At 67.6% G+C, this 26693-nt stretch carries 24 protein-coding genes; 18 read left to right on the forward strand and 6 right to left on the reverse strand.

The genetic code is table 11. The features are described from left to right. Nucleotides 1-34 precede the first annotated feature (34 nt). Both lnt and AC1KAR_RS07205 read right to left on the reverse strand, forming a co-directional pair. Entirely contained in the window at nt 35-1633 is a 1599-nt protein-coding gene (gene lnt, locus AC1KAR_RS07200; RefSeq protein WP_480315960.1) for an apolipoprotein N-acyltransferase, read from the reverse strand. Further along, nucleotides 1623-2516, reverse strand: a complete 894-nt coding sequence (locus AC1KAR_RS07205) for an HlyC/CorC family transporter (RefSeq protein ID WP_480315962.1) — start codon at nt 2514-2516, stop codon at nt 1623-1625. The genes lnt and AC1KAR_RS07205 overlap by 11 nt, the downstream gene beginning before the upstream one ends. 128 nt (nt 2517-2644) lie before the next feature. Here AC1KAR_RS07205 and AC1KAR_RS07210 point away from each other — a divergent pair, with 128 nt between their 5' ends. The 5 genes from AC1KAR_RS07210 (at nt 2645) to hslU (ending at nt 8714) form a co-directional block, all read left to right on the forward strand. Then, nucleotides 2645-3691, forward strand: coding sequence for a CobW family GTP-binding protein (locus AC1KAR_RS07210; protein WP_480315964.1), 1047 nt, complete (start codon nt 2645-2647; stop codon nt 3689-3691). A gap of 157 nt (nt 3692-3848) precedes the next feature. Continuing rightward, nucleotides 3849-4844, forward strand: coding sequence for an RNA polymerase-binding protein DksA (gene dksA / locus AC1KAR_RS07215; RefSeq protein ID WP_480315966.1), 996 nt, complete (start codon nt 3849-3851; stop codon nt 4842-4844). Nucleotides 4845-4871: 27 nt separating this feature from the next. After that, on the forward strand, nt 4872-6596 hold the full coding sequence (locus AC1KAR_RS07220) for a hypothetical protein (protein ID WP_480315968.1): 1725 nt from the start codon (nt 4872-4874) through the stop codon (nt 6594-6596). Nucleotides 6597-6745: 149 nt separating this feature from the next. Further along, nucleotides 6746-7285 carry an ATP-dependent protease subunit HslV gene (hslV, locus tag AC1KAR_RS07225; RefSeq protein ID WP_480315970.1) on the forward strand — a complete coding sequence of 180 codons (540 nt, stop codon included), beginning with the start codon at nt 6746-6748 and terminating at the stop codon, nt 7283-7285. A 94-nt stretch (nt 7286-7379) separates the two neighbouring features. Further along, nucleotides 7380-8714 (forward strand): ATP-dependent protease ATPase subunit HslU, encoded by a 1335-nt coding sequence (hslU, locus tag AC1KAR_RS07230; RefSeq protein ID WP_480315972.1) that lies wholly within the window; start codon nt 7380-7382, stop codon nt 8712-8714. An 87-nt stretch (nt 8715-8801) separates the two neighbouring features. Here the strand turns inward: hslU and AC1KAR_RS07235 are convergent, their stop codons facing one another. Both AC1KAR_RS07235 and AC1KAR_RS07240 read right to left on the reverse strand, forming a co-directional pair. Beyond that, nucleotides 8802-9572 (reverse strand): type III pantothenate kinase, encoded by a 771-nt coding sequence (locus AC1KAR_RS07235; protein ID WP_480315974.1) that lies wholly within the window; start codon nt 9570-9572, stop codon nt 8802-8804. 12 nt (nt 9573-9584) lie between these two features. Then, nucleotides 9585-10310, reverse strand: a complete 726-nt coding sequence (locus AC1KAR_RS07240; RefSeq protein ID WP_480315976.1) for a hypothetical protein — start codon at nt 10308-10310, stop codon at nt 9585-9587. 193 nt (nt 10311-10503) lie between these two features. Between AC1KAR_RS07240 and AC1KAR_RS07245 the strand changes: the two genes are divergently transcribed. The 8 genes from AC1KAR_RS07245 to AC1KAR_RS07280 all read left to right on the forward strand — a co-directional run bounded on the left by AC1KAR_RS07245 (nt 10504) and on the right by AC1KAR_RS07280 (nt 19266). Further along, nucleotides 10504-11343 carry a PPK2 family polyphosphate kinase gene (locus AC1KAR_RS07245; protein WP_480315978.1) on the forward strand — a complete coding sequence of 280 codons (840 nt, stop codon included), beginning with the start codon at nt 10504-10506 and terminating at the stop codon, nt 11341-11343. A gap of 46 nt (nt 11344-11389) precedes the next feature. Then, nucleotides 11390-13234 (forward strand): GGDEF domain-containing protein, encoded by a 1845-nt coding sequence (locus tag AC1KAR_RS07250; RefSeq protein WP_480315980.1) that lies wholly within the window; start codon nt 11390-11392, stop codon nt 13232-13234. A gap of 276 nt (nt 13235-13510) precedes the next feature. Beyond that, on the forward strand, nt 13511-14035 hold the full coding sequence (locus tag AC1KAR_RS07255; RefSeq protein ID WP_480315982.1) for a hypothetical protein: 525 nt from the start codon (nt 13511-13513) through the stop codon (nt 14033-14035). Nucleotides 14036-14081: 46 nt separating this feature from the next. Beyond that, complete coding sequence (locus AC1KAR_RS07260; protein ID WP_480315984.1) at nt 14082-15719, forward strand: GMC family oxidoreductase N-terminal domain-containing protein; 1638 nt, start codon at nt 14082-14084, stop codon at nt 15717-15719. 187 nt (nt 15720-15906) lie between these two features. Beyond that, entirely contained in the window at nt 15907-16677 is a 771-nt protein-coding gene (locus tag AC1KAR_RS07265) for an SDR family oxidoreductase (protein ID WP_480315986.1), read from the forward strand. A 122-nt stretch (nt 16678-16799) separates the two neighbouring features. Next, nucleotides 16800-18470 (forward strand): long-chain fatty acid--CoA ligase, encoded by a 1671-nt coding sequence (locus AC1KAR_RS07270; RefSeq protein ID WP_480315988.1) that lies wholly within the window; start codon nt 16800-16802, stop codon nt 18468-18470. 50 nt (nt 18471-18520) lie between these two features. After that, on the forward strand, nt 18521-18943 hold the full coding sequence (locus tag AC1KAR_RS07275; RefSeq protein ID WP_480315990.1) for a hypothetical protein: 423 nt from the start codon (nt 18521-18523) through the stop codon (nt 18941-18943). 83 nt (nt 18944-19026) lie between these two features. Further along, entirely contained in the window at nt 19027-19266 is a 240-nt protein-coding gene (locus AC1KAR_RS07280) for a hypothetical protein (RefSeq protein ID WP_480315991.1), read from the forward strand. A 25-nt stretch (nt 19267-19291) separates the two neighbouring features. On the opposite strand, the gene AC1KAR_RS07285 is transcribed toward AC1KAR_RS07280, so the two are convergent. Beyond that, a complete protein-coding gene (locus AC1KAR_RS07285) occupies nt 19292-19795 on the reverse strand; it encodes a MarR family winged helix-turn-helix transcriptional regulator (RefSeq protein ID WP_480315993.1) in 504 nt (167 codons plus the stop codon). A gap of 46 nt (nt 19796-19841) precedes the next feature. On the opposite strand from AC1KAR_RS07285, the gene AC1KAR_RS07290 reads away from it, so the two are divergent. The 5 genes from AC1KAR_RS07290 (at nt 19842) to AC1KAR_RS07310 (ending at nt 24930) form a co-directional block, all read left to right on the forward strand. Then, nucleotides 19842-20597, forward strand: coding sequence for a siderophore-interacting protein (locus AC1KAR_RS07290; protein ID WP_480315995.1), 756 nt, complete (start codon nt 19842-19844; stop codon nt 20595-20597). Between the two features lie 12 nt (nt 20598-20609). Further along, on the forward strand, nt 20610-21266 hold the full coding sequence (locus AC1KAR_RS07295; protein WP_480315997.1) for a class I SAM-dependent methyltransferase: 657 nt from the start codon (nt 20610-20612) through the stop codon (nt 21264-21266). 131 nt (nt 21267-21397) lie between these two features. Continuing rightward, a complete protein-coding gene (locus AC1KAR_RS07300) occupies nt 21398-22846 on the forward strand; it encodes a serine hydrolase domain-containing protein (RefSeq protein ID WP_480315999.1) in 1449 nt (482 codons plus the stop codon). A 99-nt stretch (nt 22847-22945) separates the two neighbouring features. Next, the gene (locus AC1KAR_RS07305) at nt 22946-24250 is read left to right on the forward strand and encodes an MFS transporter (protein WP_480316001.1); all 1305 of its coding nucleotides are present in this window, start codon (nt 22946-22948) and stop codon (nt 24248-24250) included. Beyond that, nucleotides 24247-24930, forward strand: coding sequence for an SDR family oxidoreductase (locus tag AC1KAR_RS07310; RefSeq protein WP_480316003.1), 684 nt, complete (start codon nt 24247-24249; stop codon nt 24928-24930). The genes AC1KAR_RS07305 and AC1KAR_RS07310 overlap by 4 nt, the downstream gene beginning before the upstream one ends. Before the next feature lie 19 nt (nt 24931-24949). Here the strand turns inward: AC1KAR_RS07310 and AC1KAR_RS07315 are convergent, their stop codons facing one another. Next, nucleotides 24950-26626 carry an MBL fold metallo-hydrolase gene (locus AC1KAR_RS07315; protein WP_480316005.1) on the reverse strand — a complete coding sequence of 559 codons (1677 nt, stop codon included), beginning with the start codon at nt 26624-26626 and terminating at the stop codon, nt 24950-24952. Nucleotides 26627-26693 lie beyond the last annotated feature (67 nt).

A 26693-nucleotide genomic window follows, 5' to 3' on the forward strand; every position in this document is an offset into this window, starting at 1 on the left:
CCGGGTCGGGGTCCTTGCAGCGATGCCGCGCGGCCTATTCCTTGCGTCTGAGCGGCAAGGTCGCCAGCATCACCAACAGCGCCACCGCCAACAGGGGCCACAGCCCGAAACGCGCAGCCCAGACCGAGAACGGCGTCAAGCCTTCACGGCCCTCGACCACGGCGTCGAGCGCTCCCTGCGTGAAGGCCGGCATCGCGGCCGTGACCACCCCGTGGTGGTCGATCACCGCCGTGGCCCCGGTGTTGGTGGCGCGCACCATGGGCCGCTGCAACTCGATCGAGCGCATGCGAGAAATGAGCAGGTGCTGGCGGACGGCGATGGTGTCGCCGAACCAGCCGATGTTGCTCACGTTCGCGAGGATGGTCGGTGCCTCGTCCATGTCGATGAAGCGCGCGGCAAGCTCCTCGCCGAACAGGTCTTCGTAGCAGATGTTGGGGGCGATGCGCTCGGTCTTGACGGCGAACGAGGGCGGCACGCGCACGCCGCGGCTGAAGTCTCCGAGCGGGATGTGCATCAGGTCGGTGAACCAGCGGAACCCCGGCGGGATGAACTCGCCGAAGGGCACGAGGTGATGCTTGTCGTAGCGGTAGTAGCCGCCCGGCCACTTGACGGTATCGCGCGACAAGCCGACGACCGAATTCGTGTAGCCCGCCTCGAAGCTGCCGAGCGGTCGCCCGATCAGCGCGGCACGGTCCCCCTGGAAATGCAGCGCCAGCGGCTTCCAGTAGTCGACCGGGAGCTGCTCGGGCAGCAGCGGCACGATGGTCTCGGGGCCGATCACCAGGTCGCCCTTGGCCTGCAGCAGTTGGGTGTGCGCCCACAGGAGCGTCTGCGGCAGCGTCTCTTCCGAGAACTTCTGGTCCTGCGGCACGTTGGACTGCAGCAGCGTCAGGCTGAGCTTGCCGGTGGGGCGCGTGAACGGCACCGGCTTGATCAGCGCCAGCAGGATCAGCACCGACAGGCTCACGCCCAACCCGAGCCCACCCCCGCCCGCGCGCAAGCCCGACACCCGCAGGCCCAACACCAGCCCGGCGCCCAACGCGGCGCTGACGAAGCCAATTCCATAAGCGCCGACCCAAGGCGCGAGGTTCGCCAGCGGGCTGTCCACATGTGCGTAGCCCGAAGCGGCCCACGGGAACCCGGTGAAGATCACACCCCGCGCCAGCTCGGCGACCAGCCAGCACGCGGCAAACACCAGCGCGTCGAGCCACGGCCGGTTGCGCCGCAGGCGAGCAAACAGGGCCATCGCCGCCGCAAGGTAGAGCGACAGAAAGAGGCTGAGCGCCAGCACGGCCAGCACGGCCAGCACCGACGACAAGCCGCCATAGAGGTGCATGCTGATGTAAAGCCACCAGGTGCCAGCCACCAGCCAGGCCGTGCCGAACGCCCAGCCCACCAGTGCGGCGCGCCCCGGGCTGGCCCGGCTCACCTGCCAGGCCAGACCGGCCACGCACAGGATCTGCAGCCACCACGTCACCGGGTAGGACATCGGCAGGCTGTGGAGCGCGCCGAGCACCAGGGCCAGCAGCAAGTCCATGCCGAGCAGGACGTCGTCCGACGCACTGCGCCGCGCGCCCCGGGGCCTGCGCAATGCCGCGGTCACCGGTGCGGCCGCCTTGCGGTCACGCCCCATCGGTGCCTACCGCCACTTCAGGGGTGCGCGTCACCTTGAACCACCGCACGGCGCCGCCGCGGGTGAGCATTACATTGAAGACAAGGCTGCCCAGCGGCACCGCCTCGCCCCGGCGCGGGACCCGCCCGAGCTCCTGGGCGACGAGGCCGCCGATGGTGTCGAATTCATCCACCGGCAGGTTCACCGCGAAGGCCTCGTTGACGGCGGCGATGTCGGTGTCGCCCGCCACGCGGTGGCTGCCGTCGGCCAAGGTGTAGATGCCGGTTTCGCCGTTCTTCTCGTCGAACTCGTCTTCGATCTCGCCGACGATCTCTTCGAGCACGTCTTCGATCGTGATGAGCCCGGCGGTATTGCCGAACTCGTCGATAACCATCGCCAAGTGGTTGCGATTGACGCGGAAATCTCGCAAAAGCTCGTTCAAGCCCTTCGATTCGGGCACGAACACCGCGGGTCGCAGCAGCGTGCGCAGATTCAGCTCGGGCGCGCGCTGCAGCTTGAGCAGGTCCTTGGCCATCAGCGTGCCGATGATGTTGTCGCGCTTTCCCTCGTACACAGGGAAACGCGAGTGCGCCGTCTCGATCACCACCGCCAGCAGTTCGTCGTAGGGCGACTCGATGTCGAGCACGTCCATGCGCGGGGCCGCGACCATGGCGTCGCCGGCCGTGAGGTCGGCCATGCGGATGACCCCTTCGAGCATGATGCGGGATTCAGGCGCGATGAGCTCGCGCTGTTCTGCATCCGCCAGCGTCTCCATCAGCTCGTCTTTCGAATCGAGGCCGGGCGAGATGAACTCGACCAGCCGTTCAAAGAGACTGCGCTTGTCGACGTGAGCAGGATGTCTGTCGGCCCCCCGTGGGGAGCGACTGGGGGAGGGGTCAGCCATCAGGCCGCAGGATGTGTGTGCACCCCAAAAGCTTAACTGAAGCCGCCGGCTTGACACATCTGGTACCTTGAACCAAATTCTTCCGGCCCCATTTGGCTCGTTTCTCCCTTGCACGAACAGGTTTCTTTATGAGTCTCATCCCCGCCACCATCCTCACCGGCTTTCTTGGTTCGGGCAAAACCACCCTGCTCAAGCGCGTGCTCACCGAGGCGCACGGCCAGAAGATCGCCGTGGTGGAGAACGAGTTCGGCTCGGAAAACATCGACAACGAGATCCTGGTGCAGGACAGCAACGAGCAGATCATCCAGCTCAACAACGGCTGTGTGTGCTGCACGATCCGTGAAGACCTGCGCACCACGCTGGCCGACCTGGCCGCCAAGCGTCGCAACGGCGAGCTGAGCTTCGACCGGGTCGTGATCGAGACCACCGGCCTGGCCGATCCCGGCCCCGTCGCCCAGACCTTTTTCATGGACGACGAGATCGCCGAGACCTACCTGCTCGACTCCATCCTGACCCTGGTCGACGCCGTTCACGGCAACGCCCAGCTCGACAGCCGCCAGGAGGCACGCCGCCAGATCGGCTTTGCCGACCAGATCTTCATCAGCAAGACCGACCTCGTCGATGCCGCGGCCGTGGAAGACCTCTCCCACCGAATCAAGCACATGAACCCGCGGGCGCCCCAGCGCAAGGTGCATTTCGGCGAGGTGCCGATCGCCGACGTATTCGATCTTCGCGGCTTCAATCTCAACGCCAAGCTCGACATCGACCCCGACTTCCTCAAGGCCGACGACCACGGGCACCACCACCATCATCACGACCATGACCATGACCACGAGCATGGCGAGCACTGCGACCATCCGCACCACCATGCGCACGACGATGATGTGAAGTCCTTCGTCTTCCGCTCCGACAAGGCCTTCAACCCCGCCAAACTCGAAGACTTTCTGGCCGCCATCGTCCAGGTCTACGGCCCCAAGCTGCTGCGCTACAAGGGCGTTCTATATATGAAGGGCTCGGACAAGAAGGTGATCTTCCAGGGCGTGCACCAGTTGATGGGCAGCGACCTGGGCCCTGCCTGGGCCAAGGGCGAGAAGAAAGGCAGCAAGATGGTCTTCATCGGGGTCGATCTGCCCCAGCAAATTCTCGAACAAGGCCTGGAACAGTGCCTGTCCTGAGGTATCGAAGGGACTCGCACAAGGGATCAAAGCAGCTCGTTAAATATGCACCTTTGCTCACAAACAACGTGGCTACAATCCGCGGCGCCTAAAACGGGCGGCGGGGCCCCTTCGGGCCGCGCGGAGCGGGTATAACCGCCGTAGCGAGGAGACCTCAGTGAGCAAGACCCCGGTTAAGCGACCCACTGCCACCAAGCCTGCGGCCAAGAAGGCAGCGCCGGCGGCAAAGAAGCCTGCTGCGAAGCCAGCGGCCAAGCCAGTTGCCACGCCAGTTGCAAAACCGACCGCCAAGCCCGCAACCAAGGCGCCCATCAAGCCGGCGGCCAAGGCCCCAGTCAAACCCGCTCCGAAACCCGCCGCAAGGACACCCGAGAAGACCACGGCCAAACCCGCTGCCAAGGCAGCCCCCGCCAAGCCCATTCCTCCAAAGCCGGCCACCAAGTCAGTGGCCGCCCCTGCTCCGCATCCTGCCGTGACCAAACCAGCCGTACCCGCACCCCAACCAGCAGCCGCAGCGCCCAAGCCCGCCAAGGTGGCCCAGCCGAAGCTCTCTGCTGCCGCCCGCGCCTCTGCTGCCGCGTCGACACCCGCTCCGATTCCGCCAGCCACGTCGCGTTTCGCCGACCGCTTTGCGCCGCCCCGCCCACCCGCTCGGCAGGTCGACACCTCGCTGGGCGACATCGCCAAGATCGCGCACAAGGCCGACCCCAAGCTCGTCAATGCCTGGAAGTCGAAAGCCGGCCGCGACATGACCGAAGCTGAAGTTCTGGCCATGCCAGAGAGCGAGTACATGAACGACAAGCAGCTGGAGTTCTTCCGCGTCAAGCTGCAAACGCTCAAGGACGATCTGCTCAGCAACGCCGGTGAAACCACCGAGCATTTGCGCGAAGACACCTCGATCGTCCCCGATCCTGCCGACCGAGCCACCATCGAGGAAGAGCATGCCCTCGAGCTGCGCACCCGCGACCGCGAGCGCAAGCTGTTGAAGAAGATTTCACAGTCTTTGGGTCGCATTGATGCCGGCGACTACGGTTTCTGCGACGAAACTGGCGAACCCATCGGCCTTGGCCGGTTGATCGCCCGACCCACCGCTACACTGTCCCTCGAAGCCCAGCAGAGGCGCGAGCTCAAGCAGAAGATGTTCGGCGACTGATCGGGTCGCCCGCAGGACCCCCCCGACATGTCGGACCCGAAAGACAGCAGCAGCTTCTTCCGAAAGGTAGTCAAGTTCGTGGCCAACCCGGCCACCGACTGGGCGCAGCTTGGCGTGCCCCCCGAGGACGCCCGCGAGAGCGAGTACGCCAAGTCCGAACTGAAGGCAATGATCGAGCGCAAGCGGCGCAACGATTTCGTCCGCAAGCGCGAGTTCGACATGCTGCGCAAGGTGCGCCGCGAAGGCCTCTCCGGCGAGCAACTGGCCGCACTCGGCAGCTCCTCGCGCCTCGACGACTCCGAGGCCCGCATGCAGGAAAGCGGCGCCAAGCCCGACAGCGGCGTCAAGGCCAAGATCGATGAGATCGAGCAGCAGATGGTCGGCGATGGCTTGGCCTCGCCCTCTCCCCGCCGCACGCCCGCTTTCTACGAAGCCACGACTCAGCCCGCTGCGATGGGCTATGCCCGCACGCAGCCCGCAGGCGACGGCATGTCAGCCAGCGACAGCGTGCCGCCCGACGCCTCGCGCATTCCGACCCTGCAGTCAGTGGCCGGTGAGTCCCCCGCATCCGCCGCACGCTCGCCGCAGCCTCCCGCGCAGCCATCGATGGCCCCGCTCGACATGGGCGGCGGAGCCGATGCTCTCGGCAGCCAGTTTGCCGAGTTGAGTGAAGTAGCGCACGACCCGGATCTCGACGAAGCCGTCATCGCCTTCGCCAACGCCGACTTCGAGCTCTGCGAGCAGTCGCTGGCGGCCCTCACCGGCTCCGGCGGCCCGCGCGCGCAGCACGCCGAGACGTGGCTTGCGCTCTTCGACCTGTATCGCGCCATCGGCCAGGCCCACAAGTTCGAGAGCCTCGCGATCGACTACGCGCAAGCCTTCGGTTGGTCCGCGCCGCAATGGTTCTCGATGCCCAAGATGGTGGCCGAAGCCGCCAGCGAAGAACGCCAACCGCGCGCACGCGTCGACGGGCAGGTTGGCTGGGTCTGCCCCGCCCACCTCGACGCCGAGGCCGTCGCCAAGCTTCGTTCGCAAACGCTGCAGATGCCGCTGCCCTGGGTGTTCGACTGGAGCGCGCTCAAGGGCATCGACGCCGAAGGCAGCGCCCGCCTGAGCGAACTCTTCCGCGGCTGGATGCCGCAGACGCTGGACATGCGCTGGCTCAGCGGCGAGCGCTTGCTCGAAGTGCTGCAAGATGCCGCGCCGACCGGTGTGCGCGATGCAGACCCAGTGTTCTGGCAGCTGCGCCTGGACGCGTTGCGCATCGTCAACCGCCCCGATCAATTCGACGAAGCGGCCATCGACTACTGCGTCACCTACGAGGTGTCGCCGCCGTCGTGGGAGCCCGCCGTCTGCCAGGCCCGCATCAGCGGTGCAAGTGTCAGCACGCAATCTCCACCGATGTCCGTGGTGAGCGATGTCTCGACGTCCTTCCAGGAGTCGCAGATCATCGACGAACCGGGCATGGTGCAGGTCGCGCGCGTCGAGTTGTCGGGCCAGTTGGTGGGCGACATCAGCGCCACACTGACCAAGATGAACGACGAACTCGGCACTGCGCCGATCGTCAACGTGTCTTGCGCACGGCTGATCCGCGTCGATTTCATTGCCGCCGGCGACCTGCTCAACTGGGTGCTCGCGCGCCGCAGCGAGAACCGCACCGTCACCTTCCACGATTCACACCGACTCGTGGCACTCTTCTTTGGTGCCATGGGCATCAATGAGCACGCGAAGGTCAAGGTTCGCGTCGTCTAGAGCCCACGCTCGCGGTCGCTCCTGCCGCGCACACGCACGGCCCGCCGGCATGCAATCCCGCCCCGTGGGCGTGGCTTGATCTCCGCCCCGCATCTGCGGCGCATTCTTCTGCTTGAATACGGGCGACTCGCCCGAACATGCAAACCCACATGGACCAATATCACGGCACCACCATCCTTAGCGTGCGCCGCGGCCCGATCGTCGCCCTCGGTGGCGATGGGCAGGTGACGCTCGGCAACGTCGTCGTCAAATCCACCGCCCGAAAAGTGCGCAAGCTTTACCGCGACCAGGTGCTCGCAGGCTTCGCGGGCGCAACGGCCGATGCCTTCACGCTCTTCGAGCGTTTCGAGGCCAAGCTGGAAAAGCACCAGGGCCACCTTGTGCGCGCAGCCATCGAGTTGACGAAGGACTGGCGAACCGACCGTGTGCTGCGCCGCCTGGAGGCGATGCTGGCGGTGGCCGACAAGGAGGCTTCGCTCATCATCACCGGCAACGGTGACGTACTGGAGCCCGAGCGTGGCATCGTCGCCATTGGCTCGGGCGGCTCGTACGCCCAGGCGGCTGCCCAGGCGCTGCTCGCGCACACCGAGATGGCGCCCAGGGACATCGTCAAGCGCTCGCTCGAGATCGCCGGCGACCTGTGCATCTACACGAACCAGAACCACATCATCGAAACCCTCGAGGGATGACCCCCCTTCGCTCGGCGAGCAGGCCGGGCGATCCCCCGAGGGGATGCGCGCCGGCGTGGGAGCGGCCCGGCGCTCGGCCCGCAAGGAACACTGCATGAGCTTCAACATGACGCCGTCGGAGATCGTCTCCGAACTTGATCGCCACATCGTGGGCCAGGCCGCCGCCAAGCGCGCGGTGGCCATTGCCCTTCGCAATCGCTGGCGCCGCCAGCAGGTCGACGAAGCCCTGCGCGGCGAGATCACGCCCAAGAACATCCTGATGATCGGCCCGACCGGCGTGGGCAAGACCGAGATCGCGCGTCGCTTGGCCAAGCTGGCCGACGCGCCCTTCATCAAGGTCGAGGCCACCAAGTTCACTGAAGTGGGCTACGTCGGCAAGGACGTGGACACCATCATTCGCGATCTGGTCGACATGGCCGTCAAGCAGGAGCGCGAACACGCCATGCGACGCCAGCGCACACACGCCGAAGACGCCGCTGAGGACCGCCTGCTCGACATCCTGGTCCCGCCGGCGCGCAGCGACTTCGGCCTCACCCCAACGCCCAGCCCCGACAACACCGCGCGTCAAGTGATGCGCAAGCGGCTGCGCGAGGGCAGCATGGACGACAAGGAAGTCGATATCGAGGTTGCCGACCCCAAGCCCACGCTGGAGATCATGGGCCCGCCGGGCATGGACGACATGGCCGAGCAGCTCAAGGGCATGTTCGCCAATCTCGGTGCCACCAAACGCAAGCCGCGCAAGGTGAAGATCACCGAGGCGCTGAAGCTGCTCACTGAGGAAGAGGCGGCCAAGCTCGTCAACGAGGACGAGATCAAGACCCGCGCGCTGACCAACACCGAACAGAACGGCATCGTCTTCCTGGACGAGATCGACAAGGTGACGGCGCGCGCCGAGGCACAAGGTGCAGACGTATCTCGCCAGGGCGTGCAGCGCGATCTGCTACCGCTGGTGGAGGGCACGACGGTCAACACCAAGTACGGCATGGTCAAGACCGACCACATCCTGTTCATCGCCTCGGGCGCGTTCCACCTGAGCAAGCCGAGCGACCTCATACCCGAGTTGCAAGGCCGCTTCCCGATCCGCGTGGAGCTCTCGTCGCTGAGCGTGGACGATTTCGAAGCCATCCTGACGCAGACGCATGCAAGCCTGGTCAAGCAGTACCAGGCCTTGCTCGCCACCGAGGGTGTGACACTCGAACTGCAATCGGACGGCATCCGCCGCTTGGCGCAGATTGCGTTCGACGTGAATGAGCGCACCGAGAACATCGGCGCGCGGCGGCTGTCCACGGTGATGGAGCGCCTGCTCGATGAAGTGAGTTTCGACGCGCCCAAGCTATCGGGCCAGACGGTCGCCATCGGTCAGACGGAGGTCGACGCAAAGCTGAGCGACCTGTCGAAGAACGAAGACCTGTCGCGCTACATCCTTTGATCGGGTAGGCGACCAGGTCCGGCGCCGCGCCGCCCCAAGCCGGACATTGCCCTTGGAGACAGGAGCGCAGCGACAGGGGGGCGACGATCAGAGCGCCAGGCGGTGTGACTGCATCGCCAGCAGCCCGTCGAAGATCAGGTGATCGACGGTCTCGAACCTCAGGTCGGTGACCGGCGCCAACTTGGGTGAGGCCCCGCCCGACATCAGCAGCACCGGCTCCTGTCCGGTGCGGGCGCGAAGCTTGCGGTACATGCGCTCGACCGCGCCGGCCATCGCGTTGACCCCGCCGCTCATCAGCGCATCGCTCGTGTTGGTCGGGAACTCGACCACCTCGCCGGTCGGTACCTTGAGGCCCGCGGTTCCCATCTCCAGCGCGCGCTGCATCACGCCAAAGCCAGGCAGGATCAGTCCACCCAGAAAGCGCCCGGTCTCGTCGAGCGCGTCGACCGTGACCGCCGTTCCCACCATGACCACCAGCGCCGGCCGCGCCGGGCCGCGCGCACAAACACGTTGGCGCGCACCGATCAATGCCACCCAGCGGTCTGCGCCAAGGCGCGCCGGATGCTCATAGCCGTTGGTCACGCCTGCGGCGTGAACGGTCGAAACCACCCAGCTCGGGTCGATGTCCCAGAGTTCGTCGATCTGCTCCTCGACGCGGCGCTTGATGCCGTCACCGGCGACCACGCAACCGAGCATGCTGGACGGCTCGGGCAGGTCCTTCCAGTCGGTCTCGCCGAGCTGGTCGATGGTTTCGAGAAACGCCGCGCCGTGCGAGAGCACGGCCGCCCCCGGTTGGGGCGAGGCGTAGAGAGCCCACTTGAGGCGCGTGTTACCGACGTCGATGGCCAGAAAACTCATCGACGCAGTATGTCAGGAACCCGGCAGGCTCATCGAGGTGTGGCTCGACAACAGCTCGCGCACGCGGGCCATCGTCTGAGAGGCCCAAAGCCCCTTGAAGGGCTTGAAGATGCGCGACTCGACCTCCTCGAGCAGGCTCTCCAGGTCTTCGCGGCTGCGGGCGCGGCGCAGGCGCAGCATGGTCAGCGACCCAGCCACCGGCGCTTCGGCGCGCACCGCGCGCAGCAGGATGGCGCGGGCTTCTTCGAGCGCCTCGTCGTGTGAGTCGTCGTGGTCGGCGAAATCGAAGATGTCGGCCGGCGACGGCTGGCCCGCAGTCTCTTGCGACACGGAGTCGAGGTGCGATTCCGACTGAAGGCTGAGCGCCGCAGGCAGCAGGCTGCTGACCACGGAATCTGCAGGAGACGCCGCCGACAGGAGCGGAGCCGGCGCAGACGGCTGCGCGTCCAGCGGCATCGGGCTGCTGTCGAGCGGCATGGCGGCCGACCTGCGCGAACCCGCGCGGCGCGGCTCGGGTTCGAGCGGCGCGGGGCGCGAGATCATGCCCAGGTCCATCAGTTCGTCGAAGGCCGTGTCGTGCGAGCCGGCCGCAGCGGCGAGTTGGCGCACCTCGTCTTCATCACGCCGGCCATCGACGAGCAGCAGCACGGTGCGGTGCTTCTGGCTGAGCTTGCGCTGGCGACTCGTCAGCTCCGCCACGGCTTCCGGCGTCTTGATGGGGGGGTTGGTCGTGGCCACGCTGGTACTCCTGGGGTCTGGCATCGGGCCTTGGCACACGGCGGCCGGCCCATGGTGGAAGCCATTCTGCCGTCAAAGGCGCCGCGCGAAATCGCGGAAACGCCTCTTGTGCACCCCCGTGCATAAGTGTTGGATGGCGTGGCGAATAGACTGCCTGCGCTCCCACCGACCCACCCCGCCTGGAGAAGAAGCCTTGGCCAAGACCCGTGATCCACTGAGTGCGTACCAGTTCGCCGGCGCCGGCCAAAAGGGCGCCACCTTCGATCTGGCGCGCGTTTCCCCGAAAGCCAAGCCTTACTCCAGCGGCGACAAGGAGGCCGACAAGTCCATGGTCGACAGCCTGGCGCGCGAGTTGGACACGCTTCAAAACCTGTTCTACGCCGACCGCCGCTTCAAGCTGCTGGTGGTGTTGCAGGGCACCGACACCGCCGGCAAGGACGGCACGCTGCGCGGCGTGTTCGGGCAGATGAGTGCGCTGGGTGTGCGCACCATCGGCTGGAAGGCCCCCACCGAGACCGAGCGGGCGCACGATTACCTGTGGCGCATCCACCAGCAGGTGCCCGGCGACGGCGAGGTGATGGTGTTCAATCGCAGCCACTACGAAGACGTGCTGGTGCCCGTGGTCAACCGCTGGATCACGCCTGCGCAGACGCGGCAGCGCTACGCGCACATCAATGACTTCGAGCGCATGCTCACCGAGACCGGCACGGTGGTGTGCAAGTTCATGCTGCACATCTCGAAGGATGAACAGCGGCAGCGCCTCCAAGACCGGCTGGACGACCCGACCAAGCGCTGGAAGTTCAGCCCGGCCGACCTGGATGCCCGCAAGCAGTGGCAGGACTACCAGCGGGCCTACAAGGCACTCATCAACGCGACCGGCACGCCCTGGGCGCCGTGGACGGTTGTCCCGGCCGATTCGAAGACACATCGCAACCTGATGATCGCGACGGTGATGAAGCAGGTGCTCCAGTCGCTGAAACTGCGCTACCCGCCCGATGCCCCCGAACTCGCGAGGATCAAGCGCGTCACCTGAGGCGTACGCGACCGCGGAGGACGAAGTGGGGCGAAAATGCGCGCCCATGACGCCGCCCGCCGAATCGCCTCACGCATCGCCCGCCTTGGGCATGGCGCGGCGCGCGTGGAAGTTGCTCTACCGCGACTCCAACCGCTGCCACGAGATGGCCAACCAGGCCTTGGCGCAGGCCCAGAAGCACGACGACATCGCGGCCCAAGGCTGGGCGCACCTGGTGCGCGGCTTTCACCTGATGTGGTACGCGACACCGGCCGAGTCCTCTGCGGAGCTGTCGCTTGCGCAAACGCGGTTTGCACAGGCGCAGGACCGCGCGGGTGCGCTCCTGTCCGAGGTCGGCATTGCGCGCTGCCTCTGGCGCGAAGCCCGTTACGTCGAATCGCTGGAACGCGTGCTGCCGCTGCGCGCCGAAGGGCTGAGCGTGCTCAAGCGCGACGAACTGGGCATGCTGCTCAACGTCATCGCGGGGTGCTACTCGTCATTGGGCGAATCCGAGCGGGCCTTCGCCTACATGTATCAGGCGCTGCACGAGGCGCGCCCGGTGCGCGGCAATGGGTTCGAGGTGGTGCTGTACTGCAACCTGGCACACGAGCTGATCCAGCTTGGCGAGCATCAGCAGGCGCTGAGTTACATCGAGGAGGGCATCGCCCGCGGTTCGGAGCTGAGCAACGCACGCCTCATGAGCGTGCTGCTGATCAACCGCGTGCACTGCCTGACCGATCTCGGCCGCTCGCAAGACGCATTGCCCGATATTCGCCGCTTGCTGGAGCTGCCGCCCGATTCCAGCGGGCGCGGCAGTACCAACGCCAACTTCGAGACCATGGGCCTGGCCGCCCTGCGCGCGAGTGAGTTGGCGCTCGGGCGTGAACTCGTGGCGCACGCGTCTGCACAGTCGCACCGCCTGCTCGTGCCCGACGAGCGCGTGACGCTGCTCGTGGCCCGCGCCGAGATCCTTCGTGCCGATGGGCAGCACCGCGAGGCGGCGGCGTTGCTCACGCAAGAAGGGGCGGCGCTTCAGTCGACCGCCCAGGAAGGGCTGAGCCTGCGCGCGCTGTGCATGTACCACCACGCGATGGCGGATCTGCACGAGCATCTGGGTGACGCGGCGGCCGCACTGGCCGCATTGCGTGCCTGGCAGCGCTGCCAGCTCGAACGCGGCAACCAGGCCTCGCGCGCACGCTATCAGGCGGCCTCGCTGCAGACCGAGTTGCGGCGGCTGCAGCACAACCTCGACGAGATCGAAGCGCGTCGCAGGGCCACCGAGCAGGCGCGCGCTGAGCTCGAGGCCGCCAACCAGCAGCTTTCGCAGAAGATCCTCGAGGTGCAGGCGCTGCAGGCCAAGCTGGAACAGCAGGCCACGCGCGACTTCCTCACCGGCCTGTTCAACCGCCGCCATCTCAATGACGTACTGCCGCAGATGCTGGCCTTGTCGCGCCGAGAGCGGCAGCCGCTGGCGCTGGCCATCGTCGACCTCGATCACTTCAAGTCGGTCAACGATCGCCACGGCCATGTGGCCGGGGACACGCTGCTCGCGGCCTTCGGCATGCTGCTCAACGCGAACACGCGGCAGAGCGACGTCGCCTTCCGTTTTGGCGGAGAGGAGTTCTGCCTGCTGATGCCCGGCTGCGATGCCAAGACCGCGCAGCGCAAGGTGCTCGGCCTGCTGCAGGAGTGGCGGCGCAAATCCTTCCACTTCGAGACCGGCTCGCTGGCCGCCAACACTTTCTCGGCCGGCGTGGCCGATTCGCACGCCGCCGCGCTGGACGAGCGCGATGCCGTGGAGCGCCTGCTCAAGGTGGCCGACGACCGGCTGTTGGGCGCCAAGCGCGCCGGGCGCAACCAGATCCTCTGGCAGGACAACCCGGCCGCCGAGGTCGAACCCGCAGCCTCCTGAGACAGGCCGCCGCGGCGCGCCCCAAACGGGCAAAAACAGGCACCCGCGCGGCCTATTCGGCGCCGGAAATCCTTTCCGCGGCAACGGTCGCGACCCGCACGGGGAATGAGAATCCTTCCGTGTAAGCACCAACTTTTGCACGGGTGTATTAAAAACCCCTCATTTGTCGCGGATTTTTACCTTTGCTCGCGTTTTCCCTCGCCGATTCGTCATCTTCTTGACTGATATTGGCACGGTCGTGCATATGCGCGACCTTTGTGCATAAAGGAGAACTCAATGATCAAACGTAGAGACCTGCTCGTCACCAGCGTGGCGGGCAGTACAGCACTGACGCTGGGAGGAAGCTTCGGCGTCATGGGCGCCGCCCAGGCGCAAGTCGTGCCGCCGGTGTCGGCCCTGGACGCAGACTCACTGGCCATCGTCCGCGTGTGGGTGCCGGTGATCCTGGGCGAGAGCGCATTGCCGACGGACCCCACGGCCCGCCAAGCGTCGATCGCCCTGACCGCCCAGCGCGCCGGTGAGATCGTCAGCAACTACCCGACCCTCAACCAGGCCGGAATCATCGGCCTGTTCAACACCCTGAAGAACGGCCCGCAAATCTTCAACCCGGCGTTCCCCGCCACCTGGGAAGCCATGCCGCCGGCCTACCTGGCCGCCCTGCTCAACGGTCTGCGCGTGAGCCAGGTCGCCAGCCAGCGCTCGATCTTCAGCGCCTTCATGGGCCTGATCCCGAACGCCTTCTATTCGAACCCGACCAACTGGCCAGCCATCGGCTACGCCGGCCCGCCGAAGCTCGCTTGATTTGAAGAGACACACACTCATGGCACTCATTCCCCAAATCATCCCGATGCCGTCCAAGAAACCCATCGACCCCTGGGTCGTTGGCAAGAAGGCCGGCTGGAAAGTCATTGACGCCTCCACCCTGAAGGCAGACCAGACCGTGACCTTCGACGTGGCCATCATCGGCACCGGCGCAGGCGGCGGCATCACCGCCGAAATGCTCGCAGCCAGCGGCCTGAAGGTCGTGCTGATCGAAGAAGGCCCGCTGAAGTCGTCGAGCGACTTCAACATGAAGGAGTCGGACGCCTACCCGCAGATGTACCAGGAGAACCTGGCCCGTCGCACGCTGGACGGCGGCGTCGGCATCCTGCAAGGCCGCACCGTCGGCGGTGGCACCACCGTCAACTGGGCGACCAGCTTCCGTACCGCACCGCAGGTGCTCGAGCACTGGCAGCGCGTCTATGGCCTGACCGAGTACACCAAGGCCAAGATGGACCCATGGTTCGCCGCAGTTGAAAAGCGCCTGGGCATCCAGCCCTGGGGCGGCCAGATCAACGCCAACAACGGCATCCTCTCGTCGGGCCTGTCGAAGCTGGGCCTGACCTGGGGCACGATCTCGCCGAACGTGCGCGGTTGCGCGGCTCTGGGCTATTGCGGCCTGGGCTGCCCGATCAACGCCAAGCAGTCGATGCTGGTCACCACCCTGCCCGTCGCCCTGACGCTGGGTGCCACCCTGTACACCCGCCTGCGCGCACAGGTCTACACCTTCAACGCCGCCAAGACGGCCATCACCGGCATCGTGTGCGACGCACTCGACCCCGCTGGCCTGAACCCGAGCGGCCGCAAGGTCACGATCAAGGCCAAGCACTATGTGCAGGCCACGAGCGCGATCAATGGTCCTTCGCTGCTGATGCGTTCGGGCGCGCCCGACCCGCATGGCACGCTGGGCAAGCGCACCTTCCTGCACCCGAGCGCTTCGGTCGGTGGCCTGTACCAGCGCGACATCGCGGCCCACGCCGGTCTGCCCCAGTCGATCTATTCCGACCACTTCCTGGACAACGTGCCGCTCACCGGCACGCCGGGCTACAAGTTGGAAGTCGCTCCGCTGCACCCGGTGCTCGTGGCTGGTGGCCCGACGTACTTCGGCGAGCAGCACGCCACGCTGATGAAGAACTTCAACAAGTACGGGGTCACGATCTCGTTCGTGCGTGACGGCTTCAACGCCGACAGCGTGGGCGGTACCGTGCAGCTGCGCGCCGATGGCTCGCCGGGCCTGGACTACCCGCTCACCACCTCGGTGCTGGAGTCGATTCGCCAGTCGATCAAGAGCCAGGGCGCGGTGCACTTCGCTGCGGGCGCAACGCGCGTCTTCATCGGCCACATCGACGCTGCCACCGAAGGCTTCACCGACAACGCCTCGTTCCAGGCCGCGGCGGATGCTCTCGTCATGTCGAGCGGTCGCGTGCGCCTGAACTCGGCTCACCAGATGGGCGGCTGCGGCATGTCGGCCGACCCGACCAAGGGCGTGGTCAACCCCAACGGTCGCCACCACCAGATCACGAATCTGTCGGTGCACGACTCGTCGGTGTTCCCGACCAGCCTGGGTCTCAACCCGCAAGAGACGATCTTCGCCATGTCGGCCCGCAACACGGCCAAGCTGGCGCTGGACATCTTCGCGAAGAAGAACTGCGGCCTGACCGCCTGATTCGGTTCGTATTTGCTGCTTTCAAGCCCGGGTTCGCCCGGGCTTTTTTTCGTCTGTCGCGGGCCGTTTTGTCAGCGCAAACCGCAGCCCGCGCGCCGCGGCCCTGACGCCCACGCGACTGCCATGGCTCGGTGCTGCGCGCTAGGCTCGTCCCCTTCGCCCGAACCGCCACATAGGAGACACCGCCATGGATACCAGCCAACTCTTTTCGCTCAAGGGCCGAACCGCGCTCATCACCGGTGGCTCGCGCGGCATCGGCCGCATGATCGCGGAGGGCTTTCTCGCGCAGGGCGCTCGTGTGTACATCTCGGCGCGCAAGGCCGACGCCTGCGACGCCGCCGCCCAGGAGCTCTCGGCCTTCGGGCATTGCGTGTCGCTGCCGGCCGACGTGTCGAGCGTGATGGGCGCCCATGAACTCGCCACCGCCTACGGCCAGCATGAGAGCGAGCTCGACATCCTGGTCAACAACGCCGGCGCCGCCTGGGGCGCCGATTTCGACGAGTTCCCCGAGGCCGGCTGGGACAAGGTGGTCGACCTCAACCTGAAGACGCCCTTCTTCCTGACGCAGGCCCTCAAGCCCCTGCTGGCCAAGGCGGCCAAGCGGCAACTGGCCAAGGTGATCAACATCGCGTCGATCGACGGCATCGGCGTGAACCCGCTGGAGACCTACTCGTACGCCGCGAGCAAGGCCGGGCTGATCCACCTCACCAAGCGCATGGCCACACACCTCATCAAGCACAACATCGCGACCACGGCCATCGCCCCCGGCGCCTTTGCCTCCGAGATGAACCGCGCGGCGCGCGACCATGCCGAAGAGGTGTCTTCGCACATCCCGGCGGGGCGCATCGGCACCAGCGAAGACATGGCGGGTGCGGCGATCTTCCTCGCCTCGCGCGCGGGCGACTACGTGCTGGGCAACACCCTGATCGTGGACGGCGGCGTCACGCTGGGTCGCTGACCCGGTATGAGCTTTTCAAGCCGGATTCTTAGTTAGCATCCACAGGGTTCAGAAAACCCGGTATGCCCCGGCATGCCCATCGGCCGCCCGCCCGGCGGCCCGCCACGCAAGGTTCACGCACCATGTCCGACCGCCACCTGGCCCATTGGCCCGAGCACGCCCCGCGCCACCTGTACGTCCCCGAGACCAACCTGTACTTCAACGTCGAGGTGTCTGCGGCGCGCTTCCCGAACAAGCCCTTCCTGTACTTCTACGACACGCCGCTGACGTATTCGCAGTTCAAGCAGGAGACGGAGACCCTGGCCGGCTACCTGGAGCAGGTGTGCGGTGTGAAGAAGGGCGACCGCGTGCTGCTCTACATGCAGAACAGCCCGCAGTTCATGGTGAGCTACTACGCCATCCTGCGCGCCAACGCGGTGGTGGTGCCGGTGAACCCGATGAACCTCACCGGCGAACTCGAGCACTACGTGCACGACACCGACGCCAAGGTGGCGCTGGTGGCACAAGAGCTCTACCCGCGCATGAAGCCGTTGCTGGGCGTGGCGAACGGCCTCGATCACATCGTCGTCGCGGCCTACAGCGACTACCTGCGCGAACCCACCACACTGAAGGTGCCCGAGTTCGTGGCCGCTCCGCGTGCGCCGATCGCCGATGCCGGCAGCCATCTGTGGGCGGACGCGATGGCGGGCCAGCTCACACCGGGCCCGCTGACCGCCGGGCCTGACGACCTCTGCGTGATGCCCTACACCTCGGGCACCACCGGCCTGCCCAAGGGCTGCATGCACACGCACCGCACGACCATGTACAACACCATCTCGGGCGGCGTGTGGGGCCAGGGCAACCAGGGCACGGTGAGCATGGCGGTGCTGCCGCTGTTCCACGTGACCGGCATGCAGACCGCGATGAACGGCGTGATCTTCGGTGGCTCGACCGTAGTGGTGGTGCCACGCTGGGACCGCGAGGCGGTCGCCGAATGCATCCAGCGCTACCGCGTGACGGCCGTGGGCCTCATCACCGCGATGGTGGTCGACTTCGTCTCCAACCCCAAGCTCGACAGCTACGACCTCAGCAGCCTGCGCAAGATCGGAGGCGGCGGCGCGCCCATGCCCAAGGCGGTGGCTGACATCCTCCAGAACAAGCTCGGCATCACCTACGGCGAGGGCTACGGCATGTCGGAGACCAACGCCACCAGCCACACCAACCCGCCGGATCGCCAGAAGAAGCAGTGCCTGGGCGTCCCGTACTTCGACGTTGACGCGCGCGTGGTCGATCCGGCCACCCTGCAGGAACTGCCGCCGGGCGAGACCGGCGAGATCCTGATCCACGGCCCGCAGGTGATGCAGGGCTACTGGAAGAACCCCGAAGCCACGCGAGAAGCCTTCGTCGAGATCGACGGCAAGCGCTTTCTGCGCACCGGCGACCTGGGGCAGACCGACGACGAGGGCTACTTCTTCTTCGTCGACCGCCTGAAGCGCATGATCAACGCGAGCGGCTTCAAGGTGTGGCCGGCCGAGGTCGAGGCCATTCTGTACCGCCACCCGGCGATCCTCGAGGCCTGCGTGATCGCCTCCAAGGACCCCAAGCGCGGCGAGACGGTGAAAGCCTTCGTGGTGCTCAAGAAAGACGCCGACGCCGTGAGCGAGCAGGCCATCATCGACTGGTCGCACGAGAACATGGCAGCCTACAAGATCCCGCGCATCGTGGAGTTCGTCGAGGCACTGCCCAAGTCGGGCACGGGCAAGGTGCAGTGGCGCGAACTGCAGGAAAAGGAAGACGCCCGCACCACCGGCTGAGCCGCCCGGATATGCTGGCGGCCCCGACCTGACGGAGCCGCCGGCGCTGCATGACGAGATTCGACCCGAAGGCGATCTTCATCGCCATGCTGCTGTCCCTCGCGCTCGACGTGATCGGCGCCGTGGTGCTCTACACCGTATTCAGCTCGGGCATGCCCGACAACATGACGGCCGACGAGATGAAGGCCGCGGTGCTGACCATGCAGCAGAGCACGCTCTTCCTGATGACCTCGTTGCTTTACGGCTCGGGCACCACGGTGTTCGGCGGCTACGTGGCGGCCCGGCTCGCGCGCGCTTACCCCTACTTCAACGCGTTCGCCGTCGGAGTCGCGGGCATCGTGCTGGGCCTGGTGCTAGGCGGCGATGCCCCGTGGTGGGCCGATGCACTGGCCATGCTGGTGAGCATCCCGGCGGCGGTGAGCGGTGCGCGCCTGTGGCAGCAGCAGGCGCTGCGCGGCAAACGCAACGAATGAAACACGGCGGCGCGGCGGTGAAACACCACCGCAACCGCCCGGCGCGACAGTCTCCGCCAGTGCCCCAACTGCCGGAGCCTCCCATGAGCGACGCCCTTTTCCTGCCCCGTGAGCTGTTTGCCGACATGCCTACCAGCCCGGCCGCCGGCAGCGCAATGCCTCGGCCCGCTCCCGCATCGCCAACGCTCCCCGCGCCCCGCGCCACCGCTTTCGAAAGCGGCGAGGCGGTGGCCGCCGACCTGCTGCGCTCGCTCGGGCCGGTCGACCGCCGACGCCAACCGCGACCGGCAGGCGCCCGCGGTGTCGATCTGTTCATCGGCTGACCGCGCCTCACCGGCGGCGCGTTCTTCAGCCGGCTGACTCGAAGTTCTCTCTCACGCGCTGCAACAGCGCCATCAACTGTGTCACCTCGTCTGCGCTCAGCCCGGCCACGGCCTGCGCCTGCAGCCGCGACGCGCCCTGCCGCAGCGTGCGCAGCACCGCGCGCCCCGGTTCGGTAACGCTCAGGCTCACGCTGCGCCGGTCGGACGCCTCCACCGCGCCGTCCAGCAGGCCCTGATCGCGCAGCGTCTTGATCAGCCGCGCCAGCTGGGCCTTGTCGCGCCCGGTGTGGCGCGCCAGATCGCTCTGCGTGGCGCCGGGGTGTGCGTCGAAAAAGGCGAGCGCCTTGCCTTCCATGTGCGTGATGTCGTGCGGCCCGTCGCGCAGCGCCTGGTACTGGCGGGCGCGGTACTGGTGCATCACGCTGTGGACGAGTTCGAGCACGCCTTCTTCGCGACCCAGGCCGGTTTCACCGCGCCGCACGAAGGGTGGCCGGCCCGATTGGTTGACATTGTCAATTGATTTGCCCATGATGGGTGACATTGTCAACCAATTCGCCAGACACCGGAATACCCGCATGAACACAAGCACCGTCGACACACCCGCCCGCCCGCTCGGCGTGCGTCGCGTACAGCACGAACTCAAGCGCCGCGAGCTGACCGTGGCCCGCGTGGAGCGGCTCAGCCCCAACGTCCTGAGCATCACCTTTCGAGGCGACACCTTGGCCGATTTCGTCAGCGCCTCGTTCGACGACCACGTGAAGCTGATGCTCCCTGCCGAGCCCGGTGCCGAGCCCGCGCGCCGTGACTACACGCCGCGCCGGTTCGACACCACCGCCCGCGAGTTAACGCTCGAGTTCGACCTGCACGCGACCGGCCCCGCCGCGCGCTGGGCGGCGCGGGCCGCACCAGGGCAGCAGGTGGCGATCGGTGGGCCGCGCGGCTCGTTCATCGTGCCTCTGGAGTACGACTGGCACCTGCTCGTCGGCGACGAAACCGCGCTGCCCGCCATTGCGCGCCGGCTCGAAGAACTGCCCGCGAGCGCCCAGGCGCTGGTCGTGCTGCAGGTCCGTGAGGCCGCCGACCGGCGCGCGCTGCCCAGCGCCGCCCAGGTGCAGCTGCAGTGGGTGGACGACAGCCCGGCACTGATCGCAGCCGTGCGCGCGCTCGCCTTGCCGCCCGGCCAGGGCTACGCCTGGTGCGCCGGCGAAGCCGCCACCATGGCCACCTTGCGCCAGGTGCTGGTCGACGAGAAAGGCCACGACCGCCACGCCATCCGCGCGGCCGCCTACTGGAAGCGCGGCGCGAACGCCCACCACGAAAACCTCGGCTGAAAGGACACCGCTATGTCGCGCGTCTTGAACGTCACCGAATCGCTCTACCAATATGTGCTCGACCATTCGCTGCGCGAGCACCCCGCCCAGGCCGCTCTGCGCGAGGCCACGCGGCTTCACCCGCGCGCCGGCATGCAGATCGCCCCCGAACAGGGGCAGTTGATGGCCATGCTGGCGCGGTTGGTCGGCGCGCGCCGCTGCATCGAGATCGGCGTGTTCACGGGCTACAGCGCGCTGAGCGTGGCGCTGGCGCTGCCCGACGACGGCCGGCTGCTCGCCTGCGACATCAGCGACGAGTACCCACGCATCGGCCAGCCGTACTGGGAGCAGGCGCAGGTGGCCCGCAAGATCGACCTGCAGATCGGCCCCGCCCTCGCCACCCTCGATGCGCGCCTGGCCGCTGGAGAGGCCGGCCAGTACGACTTCGCCTTCATCGATGCCGACAAGACCAGCTACGACGCCTACTACGAGCGCTCCCTGCAACTCGTGCGCGCGGGCGGGTTGATCGTCATCGACAACACCTTGTGGGGCGGCGCCGTGGCCCAGCCCGCCAGCGACCCCGACACCCTGGCGCTGCAGGCGCTCAACGCCAAACTGCATGGCGACGAACGCATCGACCTCTCGCTGCTGCCCTTCAGCGACGGCGTGACGCTCGCCCGCAAGCGCTGAGCGGCCCGGGCCCAGCCACAGCGCCAACGGCTGGCCGAATCTTCAAAACACCGCCGTTTTCGGCTTTCGGCGAGACGGCAACCCGCAGCAGGTCGACATTCCGGGCCTTCCCGGCCCATTGGAGACCCACCTTGCCTGCCGTCCGCTCACTCACCTTCTCGAGCCCCTTCTCGCCCCTCCTCGCCGCCGGCCTGGCCGCAGCGCTCTTGCTCAACGGCTGCGCGTCGCTGCGCATCGACCGCGCCGCTCAGGTGGCCACCGGGCTGACCAGCCACTACCTGTGCGACGACGTCTTCATCTCAGGCCTGGACGCCCAGACCGCCTTCACCGAACGCATCGAACCCCTGCGCGGCATGGGGCTGGTGAACTGGGGGCTGCGCTGGTCGATCGACCCGGAGCGCCGGCAAGTCACGGCATCGATCGCCGGCGCCTTCGAAAGCCACGCCGTGTACCGACCCGGCCTGGGCTGCGTGGCCCTGCCCGCGACCGAGCCCTTGCCGCCAGACTCGCCGGCCGACCCGGCCCGGCCGACCGGCCTGCCCCCGCCCCTGCAGCCTGAAATCGCCCCCGGCCCGGCACGCGTGCAGACCCCTCACCCCCCACTGGCCGCCGCGCTGGCTCGCGCGGTCTCGCCCACGCAGCCCGACGGCCAGCGACATCAGACCAAGGCCGTGCTCGTGCTGCGCAAGGGCCGGCTGATCGCAGAGAGCTACGCACCGGGCATCGGCGTGGACACCCCGCTGCTCGGCTTCTCGATGAGCAAGTCCGTCACCAATGCTCTGATCGGCGTGCTGGTTCAGCAAGGCAGGGTCGACCCTGCCGCGGCTGCGCCGGTGCCCGCCTGGAGCGACCCCGCCGACCCGCGGCACGCGATCACCCCCGAGCGGCTGCTGCGGCAGACGTCGGGGCTCGACCTGCCGCAAGACAACAGCGGCTTCGACCCCGGCACGCAGATCATGTACAGCGTGCGTGACAAGGCCGCCGCCTCGGCCGCCGGCTCACTCGCCGCGCCGCCCGGCACGCAGTTCGCCTACAGCGACACCAATTTCCTGCTGCTCTCGCGCATCCTGCGCGATGCGGTGGGTGGCCGGGCCGACGACGTGCGCCGCTTCGCGCAGCGCGAACTCTTCGGCCCGCTCGGCATGCGCCGCGTGACGCTCGACTTCGACGCCACCGGCACGCCTGTCGGCGCGGCGCACATCCTCGCCCCGGCGCGCGACTGGGCACGCTTCGGCCAGCTCTTTCTCGACGACGGCATGGCCGGCGGGACGCGCCTGCTGCCTGCCGGCTGGGTGCGTTGGTCGACCACGCCCACGCTCGACACCGCCTACGGCGCCGGCTGGTGGACCAACCGTTTCGGCGGGCAGATCAAGCCCGACTGGGGCGTGCCCTGGGGGCTGGCCAACGCGCCCGCCGATGCCTTCTTCGCGCGCGGCTTCATGGGTCAGTTCGTGGTGGTGATCCCCTCCGAGCGGCTGGTGATCGTGCGCCTGAGCGTGGCGCAGGTGCGCGGCGACGACATCGCCGAGACCGACCGCATCGTGGGTGAGATCCGCGCGGCGCTCAGAACATGGCCCTGAACACGCGGCCCTGGGTGGGGGCCCGGTCACACGGTGCATGGGGGCGGCAAGGCAAACTGCGCCTTCCACCGGATGGCGAACCACCGCCCAGGAGCCCGCATGGCCTTCTTTCCCCAAGACGCTCTCAACGATGGCGTGCGCAAGCGCGAGGTGTTCGGCTGGGCGATGTACGACTTCGCCAACTCGGGCTACACCACGGTCGTGCTCACGGCGGTGTTCAACGCCTACTTCGTGGGCGTGGTGGCCGATGGCGCGCCCTGGGGCACGTTTGCCTGGACGCTCGCGCTCGCCGCGTCCAGCCTGGTCGTGATGATCGTGATGCCGGCCCTCGGGGCCTATGCCGACCTGCGCGCCAACAAGAAGCGGCTCTTGGCGATCAGCACCGCGCTGTGCGTGGCCTCGACGCTGATGCTGGCCTACGCGCAGCGCGGCGACGTCGCCTGGGCGGTGGCGGCGATCGTGCTGTCGAACACGTTCTATTCGATCGGCGAGGCGCTCACCGGCGCCTTCCTGCCCGAGCTGGCGCGCCGCGAGGCCATGGGGCGCGTGTCGGGCTGGGGCTGGAGCTTCGGCTACTTCGGCGGCATGCTGTCGCTCGGCCTGTGCCTGGGCTACGTGCTCGCCGCGCAAGCCCGCGGCGAGCCGGCCACCACCTTCGTGCCGGTCACGATGCTCATCACCGCAGCGGTCTACGGCGTGGCCTCGCTCGCCACGTTCGCGCTGCTGCGCGAGCGTGCGGTACCGCAGCAGGCGAAGGCGGCGGCCCAGCCCGGCGTGATGGCCTCGCTGCATCGCCTGGCGACCACCTGGCGCCAGGCGCGGCGCTTTCGTGACTACTCGTGGCTGCTCGCCTGCGCGGTGAGCTACCAGGCCGGCATCGCGGTCGTGATCGCACTCGCCGCGGTCTATGCCGAGCAGGTGCTCGGCTTCAAGCAGGCCGAGACCATGGCGCTGGTGTTTCTCGTCAACATCGCCGCCGCGCTCGGCGCCTTCGCCTTCGGCTACTGGCAGGACCGGATCGGCCACAAGCGCGCACTCGCCGTCACGCTGGTGGGCTGGGTGGCCATGACCCTGCTGGCCTACATGGCCACTGGGCCAGCACTCTTCTGGCCGGCCGCGGTGATCGCAGGCCTGTGCATGGGTTCCAGCCAGTCGGCGGGCCGCGCCATCGCCGGCCTCTTTGCGCCCGAAGCACAACGCGCCGAGTTCTATGGCTTGTGGACCTTTGCGGTGCGGCTGGCCGCGATCCTCGGGCCGCTCACCTATGGCCTCGTCACCTTGATCACGGCCGGCAACCACAGGCTAGCGATTCTTTCGACGGGACTCTTCTTCGTCGTCGGGCTGCTGCTCTTGCGACCAGTGAACGTGGAGCGCGGCGCAACGGCCGCGCAGGAGGCCGCATGAGCACGCCGATGCTGCAAGCCAAGCGCATCCTCGTCACACACGCCGATGGCTTCATGGGCCCCACGCTGTGCGAGGTGCTGCGCGAGCACGGCGCGACCGTGCTGCCCAGCCACGACCCGCTGCGCGACCCGGCATCACCTGCTGCGGTAGTCGCCCAGGCCGGTCCGATCGACGTGCTCGTGGTCAACCTCGCGCACCCGGCGCCGAGCACCGCCGCGAAGGACGTGGACGACGCTGAATGGCACGACACCTTTGCCGCGCTCGTCGATCCGCTGCCGCGCCTGGTGCGCGCGGTGCTGCCGCAGATGATCGAACGGCGCGCCGGCAAGATCCTGGTGATGGGCAGCTCGTCGGCGCTGCGTGGCATGAAGCGCACTTCGACCTACAGCGCGGCACGCGGCGCACAGCTCGCGTACGTGCAGGCGGTGGGCGTGGAGGTGGCGCCGCACAACGTGCAGGTCAACGCCATCGCGCAAAACTTCGTCGAAAACCCGACCTACTTCCCACCCGAAGTGCAGGCCGATCCCCGTTTCCAGGAGCGGCTTCAACGCGAGGTGTCGCTGGGCCGTCTGGTCAGTGCGCGCGAAGACGCCGCCTTTGCGGCCTACCTGTGCAGCGATGCGGCCCGCTGCTTCGTGGGGCAGGTGTTCCCGGTGTGCGGCGGCTGGGTACAGCGTTGACCCGCGGCCGGCGCACCTCTCAGGTCAACGACCACTGCCCCGCGCGGTCGACCGCGACGCCATCGGTGCGCAGCTTGTCCAGGTGCGCCAGCAGCGAGCGTGCCGCGACGGGGAGCAGGCGCGGGTCCACGTCGTCGTAGGCGTGGGGCAGCAGGCCTTCGAGCGTGGCCGGCCCGTGCTCGCGCAACGTGGCGAGCACCTTGGCCTCGCGCTTCAGGCGGTGCGCGATCACGCCCTCGAAGGCGCGCTGCGGGTGCGCAATCAGAAAGCCGTGGCCGGGCGCGAGCCACTCGATGTCTTCGCCCATCAGCGCATGCAATGACGAGATGTAGGCGGCCATGTCGCCGTCGGGCGGGTTGATGACGACGGTAGAGCCCTGCATCACGTGGTCGCCGGTGAAGAGCGTCTTTTCTTCTTCGAGCAGGTAGCACAGGTGGTTGGATGCATGGCCCGGCGTGTGGATCACGCGCAGCGTGGAGTGCGGGCCGACCGCGATGCGCTCGCCGTCGATCAACTCGCGATCGGGCGCGAAGCTCGCGTCCTGCCGTTCGGGGTATGCGGGCAGCCGGCCCAGCACCTCGGCGTGGGTGTGCTGCTTGAGCGCGACCGCGCCGGGCGAGTGATCGGAGTGCGTGTGCGTGGCAAGAATCCAGCGCACCGGCCCCGGCGCCGCGGCCAGGATCGCCTCCACATGCGATGGCATTGCCGGGCCGGGGTCAATGACGGCCCACTCGTTGCGCTCGCCACCGCCGACGAGGTAGGTGTTGGTGCCAGGGCCTGTCATCACGCCCGCGTTGGCACACGTGACGCGGATCACGTGCGCCGACAAGCGCACCGCCCGCCCGGGCACGATCTCGTACGAAGCCGTGCCGTGCCCCAGCGGGTCGATGCGGCCCATCTCGGCCCAGGCGTACTCATTGGGCATGACCGGGCGCAAGCCCTGGCTGCCCGAACCGATGCGCGGGTTGATGAGGTTCACCACGCGCGGGCCACGCGCATGGGCTATCAGCGCCTCGGTGGTCTTGAAGGCGGCGATCTCGTTGAGCGTGGCGCGCGTGGGGCCCATGATCTTCAGGGTGTCGCTGCGCGCCAGCGCATCGGCCGGGCGCAGCCACTGCATGCCGACCATCTCGACGCCGTCGTGCTGCGCGGCCTGCCCCGGTGGCAGCGCGGCCACGAAGAAGCGCGTGTCGTAGCGCTTGGCGCGGCCGAGAGGCGTGAGCCAATGGCTGAAGTAGCCGAGTTCGCCCACGGCGAGCGTGAGCCGCTCTTCGGCGCAGAACTCGCCCAGGCTGCGCTCGCCATCGTTCAATGGTGCGCGCCACGGCGCCAGGCGCTCGGCGTCGCCGCCCACCAGCGCGCCATCGCGCAGCGCGAAGAGCAGGCCGCACTCTTCGAAGCATTCGCGGATGGCGGTGATGGCGTAGTCGAGCCCGCCTTCAGGCACGCCAAGGCGCGCGCTCATGGCGGTGTCGTCGACCCCGCTGCACAGCGATCGCCACTGCGCGTCGGCCTTGTCCACGGTGCCGCCCGGGAACACCCAGGCGCCGCTGTTGTGGTCGCCGCGTTCGGCACGGCACAGCAGCAGCACCTCCAGCCCACCGGGCGCATCGCGCACCACGAGCAGCGTGGCGGCGGCGCGCGGCGGCTTGCCGGCGGAACTGAGGTCGATGGGGGCAACGTCGTGTGAACTCATGACTGCACTGTGAGATGGTGGCCGGGCCTTGCACAGTCTCGCATTCCCTCGCCGTGCGCTGGCGTCG

It is taken from the genome of Piscinibacter sp. PDB1-1, from assembly GCF_056675995.1.